The organism is Psychrobacter sp. ASPA161_6, from assembly GCF_051970285.1.
Classification (GTDB): Bacteria; Pseudomonadota; Gammaproteobacteria; order Pseudomonadales; family Moraxellaceae; genus Psychrobacter; species Psychrobacter glaciei.
Map to the genome: position 1 here is coordinate 26,853 of NZ_JBEFNJ010000001.1, position 22,378 is coordinate 49,230.

Here is a 22,378-nt window from a genome sequence, read left to right on the forward strand (position 1 = left end):
ATTTTAGTGCTAATTTTGGTGCAAATGGTGCAATAAAGCGCAAAGATTGTTATATTTACAGGTTACTTATCCTTTTGTACTATTTTATCCCTTGCAATGTCGGTCGCTATTATAATGGGCAGTTATCGACTGCTCGCATTCGCCACATTTTTACACCGTTTTTGTTGTTTATTTAACTGAGTTCAAATCCTTATGTCACAAGCCCAAATTGATACACTTGCATCACTATTCAACGATGCTATTCATACCTTACAAGCCGATGGCTCACTACCTGCTGACTGGCAAAATAACAGCCAAATCACCCGTACTAAAGACTTAAGCCATGGTGATTTTGCCAGTAATATCGCGCTTACTGCTGCCAAAGCTGCCAAGGCCAATCCACGCCAGCTTGCCGAAAAAATCGTCAACGCCTTGCCTGAAAATCAAGACATTCGCCAAATAGAAATCGCAGGGCCAGGGTTTATCAATGTCTTTTTAAACGCTGAAGCCAAATTTGCAGTGTTAGACGATATCTTTAACTTGCAAGATCGTTTTGGTCTAAGTAATCAGTTTGAAGGGCAAAAAATTCAAGTTGAGTTTGTCTCTGCCAATCCAACGTCTAGTTTGCATGTCGGTCACGGGCGTGGTGCTGCATTTGGCATGAGCGTGTCAAACCTGCTAGAAGCGATTGGCTATGACGTCACCCGCGAATATTATGTCAATGACGCTGGCCGTCAAATGGACATCTTAGCGACCAGTACGTATCTACGCTATCTAGAAGCCAACGGCGAGGAAATACAGTTTCCCGTTAATGGTTATCAAGGCGACTATGTCAGTGATATCGCAGAAACGCTAAAAGCGCAACATGGCACGAGCTACGTGCATCGCTTTACAGACGTTGCTAAAGATGCGCCAGAAGATGCACAGTTTGAAATCAATGCCGATGGCGAAAAAGTTTTGCTATCAGGTGATAAAGAAGCCCATATCGATGGTTTGATTGCCAATAGTAAAGCATTGCTTGGCGATGGCTATGAGCTGTTTTTAAATGCCGCATTGAGCAGTATTTTGGCTGATATTAAAGACGACTTAAATGACTTTGGTGTGCGTTACGAGTGTTGGTTTAGCGAAAGATCGATCGATAGCGAGATTGAGCCAGTACTACAAGTTTTAGATGACAAAGGTTATCTGTACGAAAAAGACGGTAATATTTGGTTTAAATCGACCGACTTTGGCGATGAAAAAGACCGTGTGGTACGCCGTGCTAATGGTCAATCTACCTATTTTGCTTCTGATATCGCTTATCATAAAAATAAGTTTGATCGTGGTTTTGATAAAGTCGTCAACGTTTGGGGCGCGGATCACCATGGTTATGTGCCACGGGTAAAAGCGGCTTTATTAGCTTTGGGAATTGATGCAGAACGCCTCGATGTGGTGTTGGTACAATTCGTAGCGCTATGGCGTGGTAGTGAAAAAGTACAAATGTCATCGCGTTCTGGTCAGTTTGTTACCTTGCGCGAGCTGCGTGCAGAAGTCGGTAATGACGCTGCGAGATTCTATTATGTGGCACGTAAGCCTGAAGTGCATATTGACTTTGATTTAGAGCTTGCCAAATCACAAAGCAAAGACAACTTGGTTTATTATATTCAATATGCGCATGCACGGGTTTGCCGCGTATTAGAAAAACTGGCAACCTATGATTTGACAGTAGATGATGCCGTTGGTTTGGCGCATCAAAATCTGCTTAGTGCACCCAATGAAGATGAGCTGATTAAACTGCTAGCAGGATATCCAGCGACACTGTTACGTGCAGCGACAGGCTATGAGCCGCATGTACTGACCAACTATCTAAAAGAGTTGGCAGCGCTATTCCATGGCTGGTACGATACCAATCGTATTTTGCCGGTGAGCTTAACTTCAGGCGAAACACCAAGTCAGGAAGAGATTGAATTGATGCAAGCACGTCTGCGTTTGTCTAAAGCAGTACGCCAAGTATTGGCCAATGGGCTTAGTTTATTAGGGCTATCCGCACCGTCTAGCATGTAGTGTCTTTCTAACATGTGGTAATTTTCTAACATGTAGAATGAGTATAGGCGACCGATAGCAATAATTCGATAATGATAGATTCAGTAGGGAGAAAGAGATCCATGCTAGCCAAAAAACCTAAAGGCGCGACCGAAAAGCGCAAATCAAGTAGCGTATCAGGTTTATTATGGATGTTTGTCGGGGCAGTATTGACCTTAATGATTGGGGTGTTTTTGTACCTTTCGCCATTATTCGATTTCAGCCCCGCTGATAGTACTGCCGGCAATGATCCTGATCGTCAGGTAGAGCCTCGCATCGATACTGACACTGATAATAGCGATTACGAGTTCTACGATATCTTGCCCAATCAAGAGATGGCCACTATTCCTGATGAAAATATCAGTGAGACAGGTAATGATGGTTTGGGTAGTATCGGTGCTTTTGAACCGGACGTCGTCGTTACTCAACCAGAGAACAACTCAGCCAGTCGCAATGATGATACGGGTAACTTCGGTATTTCTGAAAGCACCTCTATCGAGCCGAGCCGTGGTAGCAATGCTGGCACGAGCAATAATAGCGATGATATTGTTATCGTTGAAGAAGACGCTACCTATGACAGTGCGCCGGCTAATGGCAATACAGCAAACCGTACCAATAATGCAGGGGCGAATACGGCTAGTATTCAACCTGCGAAGCCTGCAGCGACTTATATCTTGCAGATTAATAGCTTCGGTGATGCTGATGAAGCCGATCGTCGCCGTGCCCAAGTGCTGATGGCAGGTGTAGACGCTAGAGTGGTCAAAAACACCACAGGTAATGGCTTGCCTATCTATCAGGTTATTTCGCGCCCGATGAATAACCGTCAAGCAGTCACTACCGCTCAGCAGCGCCTGCAAAATAATGGCATTGATTCTATTATTGTTGAGCAGCGCCGCTAAGTTGAGTCTAATAGCTGCCATACTCATTTATTACTAATAAAAAAAGCGTCGCAATGGCGTTTTTTTTATCTCTGTTTTTTGGCAAAGTTATTTTTTCTGTTGGTTTATCATCTCTCATCAAAAATTTCATAAAGAGCGTGGCTATGACTGTCTCTGATTCAGCAACACCGCCTAACGGCTTGATAAAAGCATTTTTCCAAAAGTATTTCATCGATGCATTTACTGGTATGGCTTTAGGGCTATTTGTCACATTGATTGCTGGTTTGATTATTTCACAAATCGGTGGTTGGTTAGACATGCCAGCACTCATTGCGGTCGGGAAATTGGCCTCTATATTAATGGGGGCTGGTATCGGTGTGGGCATTGCGTATTATCTCAAAGCACCGACTTTGGTTATGCTCAGCTGCTTGGTCGCAGGGATGCTTGGTGCTCACTCTGAAGCGTTAATGGCAGGCACGCTTTTTACCCCGCAAGTGGGTGGACCGGCGACGTTTGTGGCTTTGCCCGGCAATCCTATTGGCGCATATTTGACCTCAGTATTTGCTTATCGCGCTGGCACTTGGGTCGCTGGCAAGACCAAACTTGATATTTTGTTAATTCCTTTATTGGTCTGTGCCGTCGCATTGGCAGTTTGCGCCTTGCTTAATCCGCCTATCGTTGCGGCTGTCGCTGCTATTGGTCAAGGTATTCAAGCAGCCACTGAGCTACAGCCACTACTAATGGGCATTGTCATCGCAGTCGTGGTCGGTATTTTGCTGACAATGCCCACTTCAAGCGCTGCCATTTGTATCGCGATTGGACTTGGTGGTGTAGCAGGTGGCGCTGCTGTGGTTGGCTGTGCGGCGCATATGATTGGCTTTGCCGTTGCCAGTTTTAAAGACAATGGGGTTAGCGGTGTGATATCTCAGGGTCTAGGCACGAGTATGCTGCAAATTCCCAATGTGTTAAAAAAACCTGTGGTCCTATTGCCTGCTGTTGTCGCTAGTGCCATCGTTGGTCCTATCGCCACGGTAGGCTTTGGCTTGGCGTGTACGGCGACAGGCGCGGGTATGGGCACTGCTGGACTGGTCGGGGTGTTTGGGGTCATTGAAGCGTCACAAGAGATTATGAGTAGCGCTCAGTTATGGACAGCGATTATTTTATTGATGTTCGTATTGCCTGCACTGATTGCTGGCGTCGTCGCTTATATGATGCGCCGGCTGGGCTGGTTAGTTGATGGTGATATGAAACTGCCTTAATCCTCAAAGACTATTTGACCTTTTCGATATTTCGATAAGGCTAAAAATCAAAAAAGCCCTGCTAGTGTAGCGGGTCTTTTTTGACTGTCTTTATCTTTATCTGAATCTTATAGCGATTAGGCCGATTTACGAGCACCAGTTCTGGCAGGTTTCTTGCCTTTGAATTTGCGTGATAGCTTATGGACGTCATTCAGTATCTTGCTATAGCTTGATGGAAACACGCGCTGTACGGCGTCGATTATTTTGGCATCGTTACCGATCAAGCAGCGTGGCTGATTGGTCGCGGCGGCTTGCAGAATAATCCAAGCCGCTTCACTGGCATCGAACTTTAAGAATTTATTAAAACTACTGATCGCTTTGCTGCCACCCCGCATGCCGAGGTCACTGATGCTGTCATTACCACGCGCACTATTGGCGATATTGGTTTTGATGCCACCTGGATGGATGCAAGTGGCTGAGACGCCGCAGCGCTGAATATTCAGCTCTTGACGCAGACTTTCGGTAAAGCCACGTACCGCAAATTTGCTGGAATTATAGGCAGATTGCGAAGGCTGAGCGGTCAAACCAAAGAGGCTTGAGATATTAATGATGTGACCGTGCTCAGTAAATTGGCGTGCTTTGCTGTCTTTACCACTTTTAGTCGATTCGCTTCCTTTGACGCTATTTTTGATTAAGGGTAAAAAGGCTTTGGTGCCATAGACCACGCCCCAAAAATTGATATCCATGACCCATTCTAGCTCATCGATACTGCTACCTTCTACGGTCGAGTATAGCGCTACGCCTGCATTGTTAAAGATAAAGTTTACTTTGCCGTGATCGCTCATGACATCGTCTGCCCATGCTTGCACTGCTTTATTGTCTGAGACATCGAGTACGGTCATGGTGACTTTGACATCATAACCGACGAGCAGTTCTTTGGTTTGGGCTAACTGTTCGGGATTGATATCGGATAGCGCGACATGACAGCCCATTTGTGCTAAATGAATGGCAAGCTCGCGACCCATACCAGATCCTGCACCGGTAATGGCGGCAACATGATTGCGATAATAAGGGGCAATATTATGGTCTTTATTGGCAGAAAAAGGTAGGTGCTGACGCAGGGAGCTTGCTATAGAAGTAACGTTATTAAGCATGATAAACAGTCCTTTGTATCATCTGTGATGGAGTCTGGATAGTGCATTTGGCCTTCGCTCTACTGGGCATAGACTCTGAGAGTAAAGCATAAATAGAACCTCTACCTTAGCATGGTTTATAAGGTTAGCTGCCTGCGATTGATAAACGCAGCTGTCATTTTTTGAGCCACTTATAGTCAGTGAAAAGCAATATCGAACCATGACGCACTGCTGATATCAGTTTTTCTTGCTTGCTGTGCCTGCGCAGACAGAGGCGACAAAAAATAGACATAAAAAAAGCGTCTTAGCATAATGCCAGACGCTTTTTTTGATGACAGCCAATTAAGGAATTAGCTGTTATCACTGAACTATAAATTAAGCCATTTCAAATTAAGCAATTTCAGGGGTTTTGCCGTCATTAATCACTTCTTCATCGACGAGCACGGTCTTCGCGTCTTTCATAGATGGCAGCTCATACATAGTATCAAGCAAAGCATTTTCTACGATAGAGCGTAAACCACGAGCACCCGTTTTGCGTGCCATTGCTTTTTTGGCAATCGCATCAAGCGCTTCTTTGGTAAAGCTAATATCAGCGCCTTCCATATCGAACAAGTACTTATATTGCTTAACCAAGGCGTTCTTTGGCTCCGTCAATATCTGCACCAACGCTTCTTCATCAAGCTCTTTTAGGGCAGCGAGCACTGGCAAACGACCAATCAGCTCAGGAATCAGACCGAACTTGATTAAATCTTCTGGCTCGACTTGCTGTAGCAAATCTGAGCTACGTTTACTATCGTCTTTTGAGCTGACATCAGCATTGAAGCCAATACCGGTTTTTTCTGTACGCTGCTGAATCACCGCATCAAGACCGGCAAACGCCCCACCGACGATGATAAGGATGTTACTGGTATCAACTTGGATCAGCTCTTGCTGTGGATGCTTACGACCACCGTGCGGCGGGATAGCAGCAACCGTACCTTCGATAAGCTTTAACAAGGCTTGCTGTACGCCTTCACCTGATACATCACGCGTGATAGAAGGGTTGTCGCCTTTCTTACTGATTTTGTCAATCTCATCAATATAGATGATGCCTTGCTCAGCTTTAGCTACATCGTAATCTGACGCTTGTAGCAGCTTTTGTACGATGTTTTCAACGTCTTCACCCACATAACCTGCTTCAGTCAAGGTAGTCGCATCTGCCATTGCAAAAGGTACATCAAGTAGACGAGCCAAGGTTTGTGCCAGTAGCGTTTTACCAGAGCCTGTCGGACCAATTAGCAAGATGTTACTCTTAGCCAATTCAACCATAGCATCGTCAGCGCCAATCTTAGATTTTTTGCTGTCATTGGCTAAAGTCTGGCTGACTTTGAGACGCTTATAATGGTTATAAACAGCGACCGCCAGTGCTTTCTTAGCAGCGTCTTGTCCGATGACATATTCATCGAGCTTGGCACGCAACTCTTTTGGCGTTGGTAGCTTTTTATTGACCCAAGAGGTATCAATCTCGCTATCAGCATCGTCATTGTCATTGTCGGTATCTGCAATGAGGTCGGTACACAATTCGATGCACTCATTACAGATATTGGCATCATCAGCGGCGATTAGCTGTTTTACTTCGCTTTTTTCTTTGCCACAAAAAGAGCAATGCGGTGTTTTATCTTTTGCCATATAAAGGCGCTCCTAAAATTTAAAACTTACAAATATTTTGATTTTTGACATCAAAGCCAAAACGCATAACGTTCAGGCTTTTGATGCTCATCAAAGCTTGTGCTCTTATGCAGTAATTATAAAGAAGCAGGGCGACGCTCTAATACTGCATCGACCAGACCGTATTCTTTGGCTTCTTCGGCATCCAACCAATAATCACGCTCGACGTCTTTTTCAATTTTTTCTACTGGCTGACCCGTACGCTCAGCTAATATCTTATTCAAACGTGCGCGAGTTTTTAGAATTTCGCGCGCATTAATTTCGATATCAGTTGCTTGACCTTGTGCGCCACCTGATGGCTGGTGAATCATCACTCGAGCATTGGCTAGGGCATAACGCTTGCCTTTCTCTCCAGCTGCCAATAGGAATGAACCCATGCTGTATGCGCCGCCCATGCAAATGGTCGATACTTCAGGCTTGATAAAGTTCATGGTATCAAAAATAGCCAAACCAGCACTTACTGAGCCGCCTGGTGAGTTGATATACAAGTGAATATCTTTATCAGGATTTTCAGCCTCTAAAAACAATAGCTGTGCGACGATCAAGTTGGCCATATGGTCTTCGACTTGACCGGTCAAAAAGATAACGCGCTCACGTAATAAGCGTGAGAAAATATCGAACGAGCGTTCACCGCGCGCTGATTGTTCTACAACCATAGGCACTAATGCAGCCTGAGGTGCGCTTTGAGTGTGTTGCGCGCTTTGGGCAGTATTGTGCGCACTCATCAGCATATCAAAATGCGGGTTAGCAGTAATACGATCATAATCTGTCATAGAGATGTCCTGTTTATAAGTACATAAAATAAAGAGATAGAGATTAGCGAACAGCCAAGCTTTTATTAATGCTTATCATTGTAAATGTTGCCATCTTTTAATAATACTAACTGGCTAAAATAATAAGCGCTAGATGTTGCTAAAAATAATTGAACCAATGGTAACTTTTTTATGGGGGCAATAGTAACGTTTTAATGTGACAAACGATAAATGACTCCCTATTAATAAGGCGTCTATATGGATTTATCAAGGGGAGCTGCTATAAAGTATGGATAAAGATAGCACATAAGCCACCAATAAAAATGCCCCAACAAAATGTTAGGGCATCGCTCAAGCATGGTTACCGATTAGCGCTGATGTGACGACACTGATGAATAATCAGAGCATCATCTTACATCGCTTGCTGCTGCTGTTGCTGAGCAGCTAGCAAGTCTTGGTAGCTAACTTCTTTGTCAGTTACTTTACCTTGCTCGATTAGATAATCAACCACTTGGTCTTCTAGTACCACAGACTCAATGTTAGCGCGCTGCTGCTTATCAGTGGTGTAGTACTCGATTACCTCGCTTGGATCTTCGTAGTTTTCAGCCGCTTCTTTGATGAATGTCTCAACGCGTGCTTGATCTACTTCTAAGCCTTTGGTATCGATAACACGAGCAACAATGATGCCAAGACGGGCAGCACGTAGCGCTTGCTCTTCAAATAGCTCATTTGGTAGCATGTCTTTATCGAAGCTTTCAGCGTTAGAGCCGAACTGTTGAGAAAAACGTTGCATCATCATGTTGCGTTGACGCTCGATTTCTTGCTCTAGCATAGCGTTTGGTACGTCAAACTCGTTCTTTTCTAGCAATGCGTCAAAAGTCGCTTGCTTAACTTGGCTACGCGCAGCGTTTTTGATTTCGCGTTCCATGTTTTTGCGTACGTCGTCTTTTAGTTTTTCAACGCCGCCTTCTTTTACGCCGAATAGCTCTAGGAACGCATCGTCGATTTCAGGTAGCTTAGATTTTTCAACCAATTTTACGTTGATTTTGAACTGAGCTTCTTTACCCGCTAAGTTTTCAGCTTGGTAATCTTCTGGGAAAGTCACTTCGATGATTTTTTCTTCGCCAGCTTTCATGCCTTTGATACCCGCTTCAAAGCCAGGAATCATTTGGTTGCTACCGATAACCAATTTGAAGTCTTCAGCAGAGCCGCCTTCAAATTTTTCGCCGTCGATTGACCCTTCAAAGTCAAAAGTCACTTGGTTGTCTTTCGCCGCCATGCCTTTTTTCTCAACGAATTCTTCACGTTGCTTTTGTAGGTTTTCGATCATGGTGTCAACGTCAGCTTCATCAACCTTGGCAGTATGACGCTCAACTTCGATTTCATCGATACCTTGTACGTCTACTTCTGGGAAGATTTCAACAGTCGCTTGATAAACCAAGAAATCGTCTTCAAGTTTTACGTCGTCGATGTTAGGCATGCCAACAGCGCGGATGTCTTCAGATTTGATCGCTTCAAAAACAGTATCACGGATCACATCGTTGATAACTTCTTGTTGAATGCCAGCACCGTACTGAGAGCGGATGTGTGACATAGGGACGTTACCTTTACGGAAACCGTCAATCTTGGCAGTTTTCGCAACTTGGCGAATACGGCCTTCAACTTTGTTTTGAATTTTTTCGACAGGTACTTTAACTGTCAATTGGGTTTCTTTGTTAGATAGCTTGTTGGTTGTGACTTGTAAATCTGTAGCCATGTTAATTACACCTTTAGGATTAGATAGTACTTAAAATTAAGCAGTACTTAGGATTAAATGGTAATAGACAAACCGAGCCTCAAAATACGGGCGTGTACAACGGATTGCCGTTGGAATAAATAGGGGACAATGATAGCCCGCAACGTCCATATCAGTATCAGTAGCAATCGCTGCCAGCACAAAATATAAAACTGCTGAGGTTGTAAATGCTATCAAATATCAATAATAAACCGTTAATGCACCGCATAATAACGCTTTTTGGTGAATTATACAGACATATAACGGTTTTCGACAAAATTTTTAAAAGTAGAACAGTATAATCTATCTGATTATTAAAGTAAAAATTATCTGTTTGGTGTCATGTTTCCTTATGTTGCTCACCTTTATAAGCGCACTTATTAAGGACACTTATAAAGGCAGCTGCGCCAATAGCTGCTGAATGGCCTGACCGCGATGACTGATACTGTTTTTATCAGCAGCGCTTAAGCTGGCTGCACTGGCTTGTAAGTCAGGTAACCAAAATAATGGGTCATAACCAAAGCCACCATCACCATGCGCTGTCTCTGAAATCTCGCCATGCCATAATCCTTGAGCGATAATCGGCAATGGATCATCAGCATGACGCACCATTGCCAGTACGCAAACAAATAACCCTTTAATAGGCTCGTTAGCGTGCTCAGTACGAATAGGCTGTAAGTCAGCGATGAGCTTGGCGTTATTTTTACTATCGTTACCATGCTCACCAGCATAGCGAGCAGAGTAGATGCCCGGTGCGTTACCGAGTGCAGGTACACACAGTCCTGAGTCGTCAGCGATAGCAGGCAGTCCGCTGATACGGCTAGCATGACGGGCTTTTATAATGGCGTTTTCGACGAAGCTTAGTCCGTCTTCTATCGCATCTTCGATATCGAGCTGACCTTGCGGGATGATGGTCACCTCTAGATTTTCCTCAGCGAATAACCGTTTGAACTCAGCCAGCTTGCCTTTATTATTACTGGCGAGCACCCATTGGGTAATTGGTGCTGATTGTGTCGCGTGTAGGGGAGTGTCGATGGTGCTCGTGTTGCTCATAGTGTCTTTCCGTTAAGTGTCGATATAAATTTTGGCTACTCTGAATTTTGCCTTTTGGCGTTCTTTTAGTATTGCTATAAGCCTGTTCAATAGTCATATTTGACCTATTATTTATCTCTTTGAGATAGGTTGGGCTATCTGCTGATACATAGCTAATGGCTATACTGATTGTACGGTCTATAACATTTGGTAACTGATACTTTTGGTCATTGTTGCTATAATACTTGCCAAGCTACAGCGAGTTATATCCTGTAACTTTTGAATATTTAATTAATAAATGCTTATGAAGTCAAACACTTGGCTTTTAAGCAAAGAATAATAGCAAGCAGTAACCGCTAGGTTCATTTTGGATTCATAATAATACGTGATATTGTATTGAGCAGTACCCTGTATCAAGCAATAATATTCGTTTCAAACAATAAACTCAGCCAATTTAGTCCGCTATTTTATAGTGTTTTTTGCGGTGTAAAAATAGCGTAAAATTCAGTTTCTATAATCAGTTTTATAAACTAACGGCTAAACAGCAAGGATAAAATAACTATGTCAAACATTACATTGCCAGAACTACCATACGCAAAAGACGCACTAGAGCCACATATCAGTGCCGAGACGCTAGAGTATCATCACGATAAGCATCATAATGCATACGTGACTAAGCTTAACGATTTGCTACCAGGTTCTGGTCTAGAAGACAAAACGTTGCCAGAAATCATCCTAGCGACTGCTAACGATGACAGCAAGCAAGGTATGTTCAACCAAGCAGCTCAAGTATGGAACCACACGTTCTACTGGAACTGCATGACGCCAACGAATGGCGGCGGCGAACCTACTGGCGATCTAAAAGCTAAAATCGAAGAAGATTTCGGTAGCTATGACAAGTTCCGTGAAGAGTTCAAAAACGCAGCCTTGACTCAGTTCGGTTCAGGTTGGGCATGGCTAGTCGCTGATAAAGTCGGTGGCAAATTGTCAATCGCTAAAACCCCTAACGCTGGTACGCCACTAGCGAACGGCCAAGTCGCTGTATTGACTTGTGATGTATGGGAACATGCTTACTATGTTGATTACCGCAACCGTCGTCCTGACTATGTAGACACGTTCCTAGACAAGCTAGTGAACTGGGACTACGCAAACGCAAAATATAAAGGTCAAGATGCTGGCGTTGAAGAGTAATCTTTAACCACTAAGTATTTGATTGATAAAAAAGGACGCTGAGAGGCGTCCTTTTTTTGGTTTTGATTAATGGTTTTTTATACACTGTGCTTTTTCAAAGATTTCAGGTATGAGTTAGTATGGTCTCCAACTTTCACATGGTAGTCAAGCACGCTTTGAATCCACTCAAGAGCTTTAATTTCAATATCTACCTTTTCTTTTGTAAAGTAATTCCTACCTAAAAATCTTACAGGTTGTCCTGAATCTACAGTATCTCTAGCATACTGCGCTGAATAATATAATGGCAGTTTTTTTATCTCCTCTGTTTCAAAACCAACATATATTCTCTCAAGCTCTATTGCAGAGGAAGAGTGAATGAGGTCATTTCTAAACTGAGTTAATTCTGGGATTTGATTACTAGTATTTTGGAGTTGTACTATATTGTCTAAGACTTGGCCTGAAATGAAATTTGGTTTTAGTTTCTTTACTTCATGATATTGTTTATCCCACACTTTTTTATATTCAATTTTTGAGCTGTTAATATTGTTTATGAAATGGATAAGCTTAGCGGATAGATCTAGTGAAGAACATAGTGATATAACAAGGGATGTGACAGCGGATGCAATAGAATATGAATCACTTCCTCTATAAATAATTTCAGCTGTGCTAAATTCATCAATCTCTCCAAATTGATGAATTAATTTGTGAGACTTAATAATGCAGTTTCGCTGAGAGTCTAAAAGCCCTACATAGTAGGTTATAGAGCGTTGCATAAGAGACATAATATCATTACATATTCTGCTAACCTGATTAATGACTAAGAATATATTTAAGTCTTCTTCGACAACGATAGAGTTTTCTGTATTACATTGTTTTAGAAAGTTGTTATGCATAAACTCTAATGTTTCTTTTGATGCGTCTGTATAGCTAGTGTCAATGTAGCCAATAGGAAAAGTAACTGATATTCTGTGATAACGATTCTTTTCTTCAGAGTTCAGTAGAGAGTCTAATAAAGAATTGTCAATTTGAGTTATATAGTACCTTTCTAGCTTATTCCAGCCAAAATCTGAAAAGTCTGGAGATTCAAAGTCTGTAAACGTACTAGCTTTGATTAGTCTTTTAATATTAGCCAAAGATGATGTAGTTGAATCTAAATCTTCTTCGCTAGAAGTGAAATGTGATGAGCTATTACCAAGTACGTCTTCTATAACGTAAGTGTTGTTACTGACTTCTCTAATAAAAAGTCCTTTACTAGCAAAATATTTCACTTCTATACCTCAGATATTATGGAATATTTTTATTTTTTAAGTGAAAGACTTATTATTTACAGCACCTCAAACCCAAACTTACCCAACGCTTCACGCAGCATTGCAATATTGTAATAAGCATGCGCTTTGGTGGTGTTTTGGAAGAATATATATAACGTATCAAAATGCTGACGCTGATTGGCGATCGCTTGCGCCCAGTCCTGCATCTCAGCTTCGCTATAACGATAGTCATGACGATCAGCCGCGCTCATCGCATCCCACCAGTTTAGATTATTGCCATGCATACGCAGATAGCCAGTGTGTTCAGTGAATATCAATCGTGACGGTGGCAGTCCGCTGACTTTGGGGTAATCCACGCTGCACCAAATCAGACTTTGCTGCCGAAAGCTATCGACCACTTGCGGCGTATGCCAAGCGTTATGACGAAACTCAATGGTTAAGGGATAATCTTGAAACCAACTGACAAGATTGGCTAGATAGAGACGATGCTCGCGAGTACGGTCAAAGCCATGCGGAAACTGTAATAGTAAAGGCGCTAAAGCATTTGCTTCGATAAGTGGAGATAAAGCGTTTAAAAATGCCTGTGCGTGCTCGGCAGTGCCTTTGCGTGCATGAGTAAAGTCTTGATGCAGTTTGACGGCAAATTTTAACTGGCTGTCCGTTTGTACATAAGCTTTATTGATCATGCCCGCGAAGGCTTTTTGTCCGATGGGCGCGTAGAATGTGCTATTAATTTCGACTGCGCCATATTGCTTGGCATACTCACGTAAAAAGTCCGTTTTCTTTGTGCCCGTTGGATACAGTGTACCGAGTAGATCGGTATCGCTATAGCCGCCAGTGCCGAGGTAAATACGCGGGGTAGGACTACTATCCATGTTGACCACTCACTGCCGTTTGGGTAATAAAATTTGCTGAGCTGTTTTTATTCAGCGGCTATTTGCTAAACTATTTCTTACGCGACCATAGCCATTCAATTAATGCCAATAGTGCGTTGTTGTCTGTGTCAATGTTGTCGGTACTACTGCTCAAATCACCATTAGTCATTTCGCGAATGATGGCAGCACGCCCATCATTAAACAGCGATTGCGCATAGCTGGTCGCCTGATCAACACCCATCAGTTTCACGTAAGTAGATTTGTCTAACTTTTCATCACTGCCAGCAGGCTTGCCAAGCGTATCGGTGCTGGTGGTGACATCTAAAATATCGTCCTGCACCTGAAAAGCCAGCCCAATGTGTTGCGCACATTCTTGCAATGCCATACGCTGCGGAGCCGTCGCGCCAGCACATATACCACCCATAAGCATGGCTGCTTCAATCAATGCACCCGTTTTATCACGGTGAATGGCTTCCAAATCGGTTTGTGAAATGCTATCACTGGCTTCTGCATTGAGATCTAGCATTTGACCGGAGACCATACGTCTGGCACGCGGCGCAAATATAGCGATTAGCTGACTTGCGATATTTGAGTCATAAGGCGCAAAGGTAGGCAGCTCTGCGGTCAATACTTCAAAAGCTAGCGTCTGTAATACGTCACCGGCGAGTAGGGCGGTCGATTCTTCAAAGACGATATGAGCCGTTGGCTGACCGCGGCGCAGGTCATCATCGTCCATACAGGGCAAATCATCATGCACCAACGAATAGGTATGCAATAGCTCTACCGCCAATGCCGCGCGGCGCGCCATATCATAATCTGAGTCGTTTTTTAATAACGATGCTAATTCATCGCTGACTGCCGTATCTGTATCAAACTTATTATCAACATTCTTATCACTGTGATCATTCACGTTGGCAAAGGCGCTGGCGACCAGCAGTGGACGCACCAATTTACCTTGACCCGTCATCACATAACGGCAAGCATCCAACAGTGGGCTTGGTAACTGGGCATAAGCAAACAACACATCGATATCTTTGGCTAATTGCGCGCGCACAGCACTATGGAATTGCTTGGTGCTATTATTGGCATTGCTATCGGTGCTGCTGTCAGAGCGATTAAAAGACTTAAAGCTAGTAGGCATAACGCTTGGCGTAGAAGAAACAGTCATAATCCAACCATTTATCAGAGGAGTAATAAAATTATCGTTAGTGTAGCATGAACGATTATATTGCTTGTGTGAGACAGAGTATCAATCGATTGTTTTTGGCATTTTTCTGTTGCGGTCTGTTTGGGACAAGGCTCACTTAAGCCGAAAGATAACAACAAGATTTCGTTACGCATAGATGATTTCACTCATTGGTTGAATATGTTCTGATAAAAGAGCAAGCTAAGCGAGGTACAATTAATCGGATAGCACCAACGGTCTACCATCTTTGAGATGGTACTCATTCAAGATTAGGTTCATTGTTTATCTAAGTTAGTGATTCAATTCGATAACTAAGTATACAGTTGTTCACTAAATAACTTTTAGCGTAAGGTAAATGCCTGCAAGCGATTTAAGAGTGACTTGCGAGTATGGCATTAGCTTGTGACAGTGAGGGGCATAATCCCCTACACTAATTGACGTGAAAATGATCTGGTGACGATGGCAATAGGTTTTTACTCAGGTTATTTGGTCGTCGATGCCTCATATCGCACCATATCTCAGTCAATATTTATAACATCAACACTTGCAACAGCAGCACCTTGAAAGAAATTATATAAATGAAGTGTCATATGATGTCATGTAAGAAACGCAAAATAAGTGCATCATCATGAGCGCTAGATAATAAAGACATCTTCACTCGTGCGTAGACTCTGTGTTGGTTTTTATGACACAACAGGCGCACAGTGCTATTACCCATTTTACTAACAGTAACTGGCTATTTATTTTAATTCAAAACGTAGCTTTCGTTATATAGAAAGGAGTTTCAGATGGTATACCAAGGAAATCGCATCACGGTGACAATGCTAGAGGATGGCATCGCCAACATGCAGTACAACGCCGAAAATGAGAGCGTGAACAAGTTTGATGCCGAAACCAACAAGCAGTTTGGTGAAGCCGTCACCGCTTTAGAAAAAGCTGATGACGTAAAAGGTCTTATCGTAACTTCGGCGAAAGGCGTGTTTATCGCTGGTGCTGACATCACAGAATTCGTCGGTTCTTTCAAAAAATCAGAAAGCGAGATCAAAGATTGGGTCGTTCATGTTAATGACGCTTTCAATCGTTTTGAAGACTTGCCGTTTCCAAAAGTTGCTGCCATTAATGGTGCGGCAATGGGCGGCGGTTGTGAGATGACATTGGTTTGTGAATACCGTGTCATGAGTGACAAAGCGATTATCGGTCTACCAGAAACCCAATTGGGCATCTTCCCAGGTTTTGGTGGTACGGTTCGTAGTACGCGTATTATTGGTATCGATAATGCACTTGAGCTTATCGCGACTGGCGCTCCTAAAAAAGCATTGGCAGCACTAAAGCTAGGCTTGGTTGATGCGACGGTTCCTGCTGACGACTTGCAAGATGCAGCCATTGACTTGGTCAAAAAATGTATCTCAGGTGAGCTTGATTGGAAAGCAAAACGTGAAGAGAAATTGGTACCTGTTAAGCTAAATCAGCTTGAGCAAGCCATGGCATTCAACAGTGCCAAAGGTATGATCTTTGCCAAAGCAAATCCTAAGCAATATCCAGCACCAGCGCTCGCGATCGAAGCAATCGAAAAGCATGTGAATTTATCACGTGATAAAGCGATCGACGTTGAAGCGACCTATTTTGCAAAAGCGGCGAAAACCCCGCAAGCAGAAAGCTTGGTTGGTCTATTCTTAAACGATCAATTGGTTAAGAAATTAGCGAAGCAGCATAGCAAGCAAGCACATGAAATCAATGAAGCGGCTGTATTAGGCGCTGGTATCATGGGCGGCGGTATTGCTTATCAGGCAGCCAGCAAAGGCTTGCCAATCATTATGAAAGACATCAAGTCTGAGCAATTAGACCTTGGTATGGGCGAAGCCAGCAAGCTACTTGGCAAAATGGTCGATCGCGGCAAAATGACCCCAGCAAAAATGGGCGAAACCTTAAGCCGTATCCGTCCAACGCTTAACTATGGTGACTTTGCTGAGACTGACATCGTTATCGAAGCGGTCGTAGAAAATCCAAACGTCAAACGTGCGGTTCTTAAAGAAGTAGAAGGTCTAGTAAAAGAGGATTGTATCCTAGCGTCAAACACTTCAACGATTTCTATTACTTTCTTAGCTGAAGCGCTTGAGCGTCCAGAAAACTTCGTCGGTATGCACTTCTTTAACCCAGTAAACCGTATGCCGCTAGTAGAAGTTATTCGCGGTGAAAAATCTTCTGAAGAAGCTATTTCAACGACCGTTGCTTTGGCCACAAAAATGGGCAAAGTGCCTGTCGTCGTGAATGACTGCCCAGGTTTCTTGGTAAACCGCGTATTGTTCCCATACTTTGGTGCCTTTGATTTGCTGCTTAAGCAAGGCGCTGATTTCGTCCATGTTGATAAAGTCATGGAAAAATTCGGCTGGCCAATGGGTCCTGCTTACCTAATCGACGTTGTTGGTCTAGATACGGGTGTACATGGCGCAGAAGTCATGGCAGAAGGTTTCCCTGACCGTATGAAGCCTGATTATAAAGGCGCGATTGAGCTTTTATATGAAAACAAACGCTTAGGTCAGAAAAACGGTGTTGGTTTCTATAAGTACGAAATGGACAAGCGCGGCAAGCCAAAGAAAGTTGCTGACGAAGCCACTTATGAGCTACTCAAAACCACGACAGATAGTGAAAAGCAAACGTTTGATGATCAAGCGATTATCGACCGTACTATGCTGGCTTTCTGTAATGAAACCGTACGCTGCCTAGAAGACAATATCGTTAGCACGCCATCTGAAGCTGATATGGCGATGATTATGGGCGTTGGTTTCCCGCCATTCCGCGGTGGTCCTTGCCGTTATGTCGACCAAATGGGTCTAGATAACTACTTGGCATTGTGTGAAAAATACGCCCATCTTGGCAAAGCCTATGAAGCGCCGCAAAAGATTCGCGACATGGCAGCAGCAGGCGAGACCTTTTACGCCACAGCGTAATAGGCAGTCACTACTAGGATGAAGTGCCGTACGTTTGCTATTTAGGCTAAGAGCAATTGAGACATGAATCGTCTCCAATAGTGAACGTACGATTATAGTTGATTCAATTTAGAGCTAGCACAAGGAACTCAATCGCTAATGTACCTATTGTACTTTAGGCGAGATTGACGAGTTGATAGCACTAAATTGAACTGACTACACTGACAATAAAAATTGAAAAGGAAGATAGTATGACAATTTTAAGTCCAAAAGACGTGGTCATCGTAGATGGCGTACGCTCAGCGATGGGTAAAACCAAAAACGGCATGTTCCGTCACGTTCGCGCTGATAGCATGTCTGCTGAATTGGTACGTGCATTGGTTGAACGTAACGATTTCGATCCACGCGACGTTGAAGACATCATCTGGGGTTGTGTCAACCAGACCCTAGAGCAAGGTCTAAACATCGGTCGTAACATCGGTCTGCTGGCTGGTATTCCAAAGACTGCAGGTGGTCAAACTGTTAACCGTCTATGTGGTTCTTCTATGCAGGCGCTACACACTGCCGCTGCCCAAATCATGACCAACCAAGGTGATGTGTTCATCATCGGTGGTGTAGAGCACATGGGTCACGTCGGCATGATGCATGGCGTTGATCTTAACCCTGAAGCATCAAAGCATTATGCAAAAGCCTCAAACATGATGGGCTTGACCGCTGAGATGCTGGGCCGTATGAATGGCATCACCCGTGAAGAGCAAGATGCCTTTGGTCTTGAGTCTCATCGCCGTGCATGGGCTGCGACCACTGAAGGTCGTTTTGACAATGAAATCATCGGTATCGAAGGTCATGATGCTGCTGGTCGCTTGCAACTATGTACCGTTGATGAAGTGATTCGCCCTGATGCTACGATGGAGCAAATGCAAAATCTACGTCCAGCCTTTGATCCTAAAGGTGGTACGGTAACGGCTGCTACCTCATCTGCATTATCTGACGGTGCGTCTGCAATGCTAGTGATGAGCGCCCAAAAAGCCAAAGAGCTAGGTCTTAAGCCGCGCGCTCGTATTCGCAGTATGGCTGTGGCTGGTTGTGATGCCGCTATCATGGGTTACGGTCCTGTACCTGCTACGCAAAAAGCACTTAAGCGTGCTGGCATGAGCATCGATGATATGCAAACCATTGAGCTAAACGAAGCATTCGCAGCGCAAGGCTTGTCAGTACTAAAAGCCTTGAACTTGACGGACAAGCAAGACATCGTCAATATCAACGGTGGCGCGATTGCGCTAGGTCATCCACTAGGGTGTTCTGGTGCTCGTATCACGGTTACCTTGCTAAACGCGATGGAGCAATCAGATACTGAAATCGGTCTAGCCACCATGTGTATCGGTCTTGGTCAAGGTATTGCTACTATCATTGAGCGTGTGTAATTTTAGTCTGACTTCCAAATAGTAGTAAATATTAATAAAACTGATATTTGTCGATTAAATTTGCACTAATGTCTTGTAAAATGAGCGCCTCTCACTTAATGTTGGAGGCGCTTTTTTGTGTTTAGAACAAATATAGTTTTGTGTGTGAAATAATGTTAATTAAAGGAAGACTAATTGACTGTAGTTCAGTTGAGAATGGTTTGGTTGATGGTGACAATGTATGTTGGATAAGAAGTCTACTAAGATAAAACTCAAACTTATATTTCTACCTTTTTTATGGTTAAGTCTTTTAGCAGCGTTACTCTATAATGTCGTACGCTGGATTTTAGATATTTACTTAGATATATGGCCACTCAAGGATAGTATTTGGGATCTGATTATTCCGCTACTGCTTAGTGTTATAGTTGTGATTGTTTGTATGCGTACGCGGATTCGGCTGTTACGTTTTAATTTTTTTAAAGAAGATAGCGCTAATATATTTTATTTGGTGATGGTGCTAGCTTTGTTTCCACCTCTATCTATGAGTCAAGTTTATCTATCAAAAGTGTCGTACAGTGTTATCGATATAAATAACGTTGATGAGGCTCGACAGTACCTAAAACAAAAGTATTTTAGAGTAGCTGATTTCAATGTCGAAAAACAAGAGGTTGTATCTCATACTACTACCGAAGTAACTGGTAAATATCAGAGTGAGCTGCTAGTTTATCTGTATCTAGCTACCCCATTTTCTGATGCTAATAATGTTTGGTTAGGACAATACTTTCGTATTGTTATTGACAATAATCTGCCTGAACAGAAAAAGCGACAGCAATTTGAAGCATTTATTAAAACGTCAAAACATGTATATAAAAACTCAGGAGTACCCTTGGCTGATTATTTTGAATACTTAAAAAATTCAGATGTTAAAAGCGGCTATTTACAGGCTATTGAATCATCACCTCAAGGATACGAGAGTGAACCTTACATAGTCATTGCTAAGGTGGGTACGCTCGGAGAAGCTGCTACTAAGGAGTTACTAAAAACGATTAGATTTTTTATCATTGGAATGTTTATTTGCTTACTATTAATATTAAAAGCAAAGTTCGATAAAAAAGCGTTTCAACAGTTTAACGTAAGCTAGAGCAGTGGTAACGATGTATGCGAGATAACAATAAGCGAAGCCAATATAGATATAAGAATAAAAATAGAAATAAAAACAGAAATAGAAGCAGAGTAGGTAAACAGGAAAGACGTAAACTTGCTAAGCGCAAAGAACAGAAAGCCAAACGTCCCAAAGGATCGATTAAACTAAAATTAAAGCAGGTGTTTTTGCCTTATTTGGGTTTAAGTATCCTGACCATTCTGCTTTTTGGTGCTTTGCGTTGGGTACTTGATATTTATCTAAATATTCTGCCTTTAAAGGAGGGCTACTGGGATTTTGGTATTCCTCTCCTTTTATCTATTTCAGTCGTTAGTATTTGGATGTGGCCGAGGTACGAGCTTTTAACCTTAAAGTGGGTTAAGCGTAGTAGTTCAGGCTATTTTTTTATCACGATGGTTTTAGCATTAGTGATACCACTTTTGATCAGCCAAAACTATTTGTCCAAAGCGGCTTATGACGTCATTGAAGTAGACAGCTTGAATGATATTCGTCATTATCCAAAACAAAAATACTTCAAAGTTGGTAATGTTGAGCCAGTAAAATCAGAGAGAGTTTCTTATATAGAGACACAAGTAGTAGTCAATGGACGATACTTCGAATCGACATTGCATATTGATTATTACATTGTTACACCGTTTGCCGCTGCTGATAATATCTGGCTAGGTTCTAGCTACCACACGAAATACGATAATCGCGCAGATCAAAACATTAAAGACAGACAATACTCAGCGTTTATTAATGAATCACGCCATAAGTATGCCACCGAAGATTTCTCTAATATCAGCTATTTTAGAAAGCTGAAGTCATCAAATGACAGAAGCGCCTATTTGTACACGATTTCTAAAGCTAATAAGCAGTCTAATTTGCCACCCTTGGTATTAATGCCTGAAACAGGATTGCTTACTGACAGTTTAGGTCGTGATTTCGTCTGGGGGTTTGGTTCATTTTTTATCGGCATGGGGCTGTGCTTGTTGCTCGTTCTCGCAGCAGAGTTTGATAATCAAGAAAAAAAGGGCACGCGAAAACATAGAGCTATCAAAAAACAAAAGCCCGTAAAAAAACGAGCACCAGTGAGTGATCTATCAAAAAGCCTAGTAGCTCTGTTTAAAAGTAATAAAAAACGACCTGCAACGTTAGTATTGATGCTGACCTGTATAGGTGCATTTATACTGACCGTATTCATGGGTATGGATATCATTGACCCTTTATCTAGACAGGTAAATAGTGTAGGTGGGTTAACGGTGGACGCGCTGCAAGCTGGTAAGCATTGGCGGGTGGTCACAGCACTTTTTGTACATGCAGGAATTATGCATTTAGTAATGAGTCTGGGAATGCTGTTTGCTACAGGTTATATTTTGGAAAAAGTATTGGGTCCTATACGTTTTACGATTGCCTTTTTTATATGTGGTATTTTCGCTAATATTTTAGGGGTTCTCTATTATGATATGGACATGGCGGGTGCTTGGGGCGCTATATTAGGCATGTTTGGTATTGCGATAACATTAGTTATTTATAAGATTTATAACAAAAAATATAGAGAAATATATGGTGCTACTGTGGCTGTCATATTGACCATCCTCTTATCCAGTATGTTTGTTGCTTTCATAAACACGCTCAGCTATATGGTGTATTATCTTCTGACCTTATGTGTTGGTATGATTTTCGGTGTGGTCATGGTCATGACTCAAAAACAGGCTTTGTTACGTAATGCTAGGCGCCACAATATATAGTTACTCACTTTTGGGTAAGTAACAGTTTGAGTCAAGAGTGACAAGTTGTGATTAAAAATTATCTCCATTGACGCACTCAGCAAACTATGACTAAATGAGCATA

The 22,378-nt window shown here is 42.7% G+C and carries 16 protein-coding genes; 8 read left to right on the forward strand and 8 right to left on the reverse strand.

What is annotated here, in order from left to right; all coding sequences use genetic code 11:
* Nucleotides 1-192 precede the first annotated feature (192 nt).
* The 3 genes from argS (at nt 193) to ACTQ9T_RS00140 (ending at nt 4,177) form a co-directional block, all read left to right on the forward strand.
* Nucleotides 193-2,022, forward strand: coding sequence for an arginine--tRNA ligase (gene argS, locus ACTQ9T_RS00130; RefSeq protein ID WP_440463713.1), 1,830 nt, complete (start codon nt 193-195; stop codon nt 2,020-2,022).
* Between the two features lie 101 nt (nt 2,023-2,123).
* A complete protein-coding gene (locus ACTQ9T_RS00135) occupies nt 2,124-2,939 on the forward strand; it encodes an SPOR domain-containing protein (RefSeq protein ID WP_194621091.1) in 816 nt (271 codons plus the stop codon).
* 143 nt (nt 2,940-3,082) lie between these two features.
* A complete protein-coding gene (locus ACTQ9T_RS00140) occupies nt 3,083-4,177 on the forward strand; it encodes a PTS transporter subunit IIC (protein WP_194621090.1) in 1,095 nt (364 codons plus the stop codon).
* 116 nt (nt 4,178-4,293) lie between these two features.
* Here ACTQ9T_RS00140 and ACTQ9T_RS00145 read toward each other — a convergent pair whose 3' ends face one another.
* From ACTQ9T_RS00145 to rdgB, 5 genes are all read right to left on the reverse strand, one after another.
* Entirely contained in the window at nt 4,294-5,310 is a 1,017-nt protein-coding gene (locus tag ACTQ9T_RS00145) for an SDR family NAD(P)-dependent oxidoreductase (RefSeq protein ID WP_440463714.1), read from the reverse strand.
* Nucleotides 5,311-5,679: 369 nt separating this feature from the next.
* Complete coding sequence (clpX, locus tag ACTQ9T_RS00150) at nt 5,680-6,957, reverse strand: ATP-dependent protease ATP-binding subunit ClpX (protein ID WP_189586686.1); 1,278 nt, start codon at nt 6,955-6,957, stop codon at nt 5,680-5,682.
* Nucleotides 6,958-7,073: 116 nt separating this feature from the next.
* Nucleotides 7,074-7,721 (reverse strand): ATP-dependent Clp endopeptidase proteolytic subunit ClpP, encoded by a 648-nt coding sequence (clpP, locus tag ACTQ9T_RS00155; protein WP_010200686.1) that lies wholly within the window; start codon nt 7,719-7,721, stop codon nt 7,074-7,076.
* A 439-nt stretch (nt 7,722-8,160) separates the two neighbouring features.
* Complete coding sequence (gene tig, locus ACTQ9T_RS00160; protein WP_194621088.1) at nt 8,161-9,504, reverse strand: trigger factor; 1,344 nt, start codon at nt 9,502-9,504, stop codon at nt 8,161-8,163.
* 408 nt (nt 9,505-9,912) lie between these two features.
* Nucleotides 9,913-10,575 (reverse strand): RdgB/HAM1 family non-canonical purine NTP pyrophosphatase, encoded by a 663-nt coding sequence (rdgB, locus tag ACTQ9T_RS00165; protein ID WP_440463715.1) that lies wholly within the window; start codon nt 10,573-10,575, stop codon nt 9,913-9,915.
* A gap of 540 nt (nt 10,576-11,115) precedes the next feature.
* Between rdgB and ACTQ9T_RS00170 the strand changes: the two genes are divergently transcribed.
* Nucleotides 11,116-11,745, forward strand: a complete 630-nt coding sequence (locus ACTQ9T_RS00170) for a superoxide dismutase (protein ID WP_201593112.1) — start codon at nt 11,116-11,118, stop codon at nt 11,743-11,745.
* 77 nt (nt 11,746-11,822) lie between these two features.
* On the opposite strand, the gene ACTQ9T_RS00175 is transcribed toward ACTQ9T_RS00170, so the two are convergent.
* The 3 genes from ACTQ9T_RS00175 to ACTQ9T_RS00185 all read right to left on the reverse strand — a co-directional run bounded on the left by ACTQ9T_RS00175 (nt 11,823) and on the right by ACTQ9T_RS00185 (nt 15,035).
* Nucleotides 11,823-12,992 (reverse strand): hypothetical protein, encoded by a 1,170-nt coding sequence (locus tag ACTQ9T_RS00175; protein WP_440463716.1) that lies wholly within the window; start codon nt 12,990-12,992, stop codon nt 11,823-11,825.
* 56 nt (nt 12,993-13,048) lie between these two features.
* Nucleotides 13,049-13,867, reverse strand: coding sequence for a DUF72 domain-containing protein (locus ACTQ9T_RS00180; protein ID WP_440463717.1), 819 nt, complete (start codon nt 13,865-13,867; stop codon nt 13,049-13,051).
* A gap of 70 nt (nt 13,868-13,937) precedes the next feature.
* Nucleotides 13,938-15,035 carry a polyprenyl synthetase family protein gene (locus ACTQ9T_RS00185; protein ID WP_440463718.1) on the reverse strand — a complete coding sequence of 366 codons (1,098 nt, stop codon included), beginning with the start codon at nt 15,033-15,035 and terminating at the stop codon, nt 13,938-13,940.
* Between the two features lie 806 nt (nt 15,036-15,841).
* On the opposite strand from ACTQ9T_RS00185, the gene fadB reads away from it, so the two are divergent.
* The 4 genes from fadB (at nt 15,842) to ACTQ9T_RS00205 (ending at nt 22,275) form a co-directional block, all read left to right on the forward strand.
* Nucleotides 15,842-18,001, forward strand: coding sequence for a fatty acid oxidation complex subunit alpha FadB (gene fadB / locus ACTQ9T_RS00190; RefSeq protein ID WP_440463719.1), 2,160 nt, complete (start codon nt 15,842-15,844; stop codon nt 17,999-18,001).
* A gap of 230 nt (nt 18,002-18,231) precedes the next feature.
* Complete coding sequence (gene fadA, locus ACTQ9T_RS00195; protein ID WP_189586714.1) at nt 18,232-19,404, forward strand: acetyl-CoA C-acyltransferase FadA; 1,173 nt, start codon at nt 18,232-18,234, stop codon at nt 19,402-19,404.
* A 220-nt stretch (nt 19,405-19,624) separates the two neighbouring features.
* Complete coding sequence (locus tag ACTQ9T_RS00200) at nt 19,625-20,524, forward strand: hypothetical protein (protein ID WP_440463720.1); 900 nt, start codon at nt 19,625-19,627, stop codon at nt 20,522-20,524.
* Nucleotides 20,525-20,541: 17 nt separating this feature from the next.
* On the forward strand, nt 20,542-22,275 hold the full coding sequence (locus tag ACTQ9T_RS00205) for a rhomboid family intramembrane serine protease (RefSeq protein WP_440463721.1): 1,734 nt from the start codon (nt 20,542-20,544) through the stop codon (nt 22,273-22,275).
* The last annotated feature ends 103 nt before the right edge of the window (nt 22,276-22,378 follow it).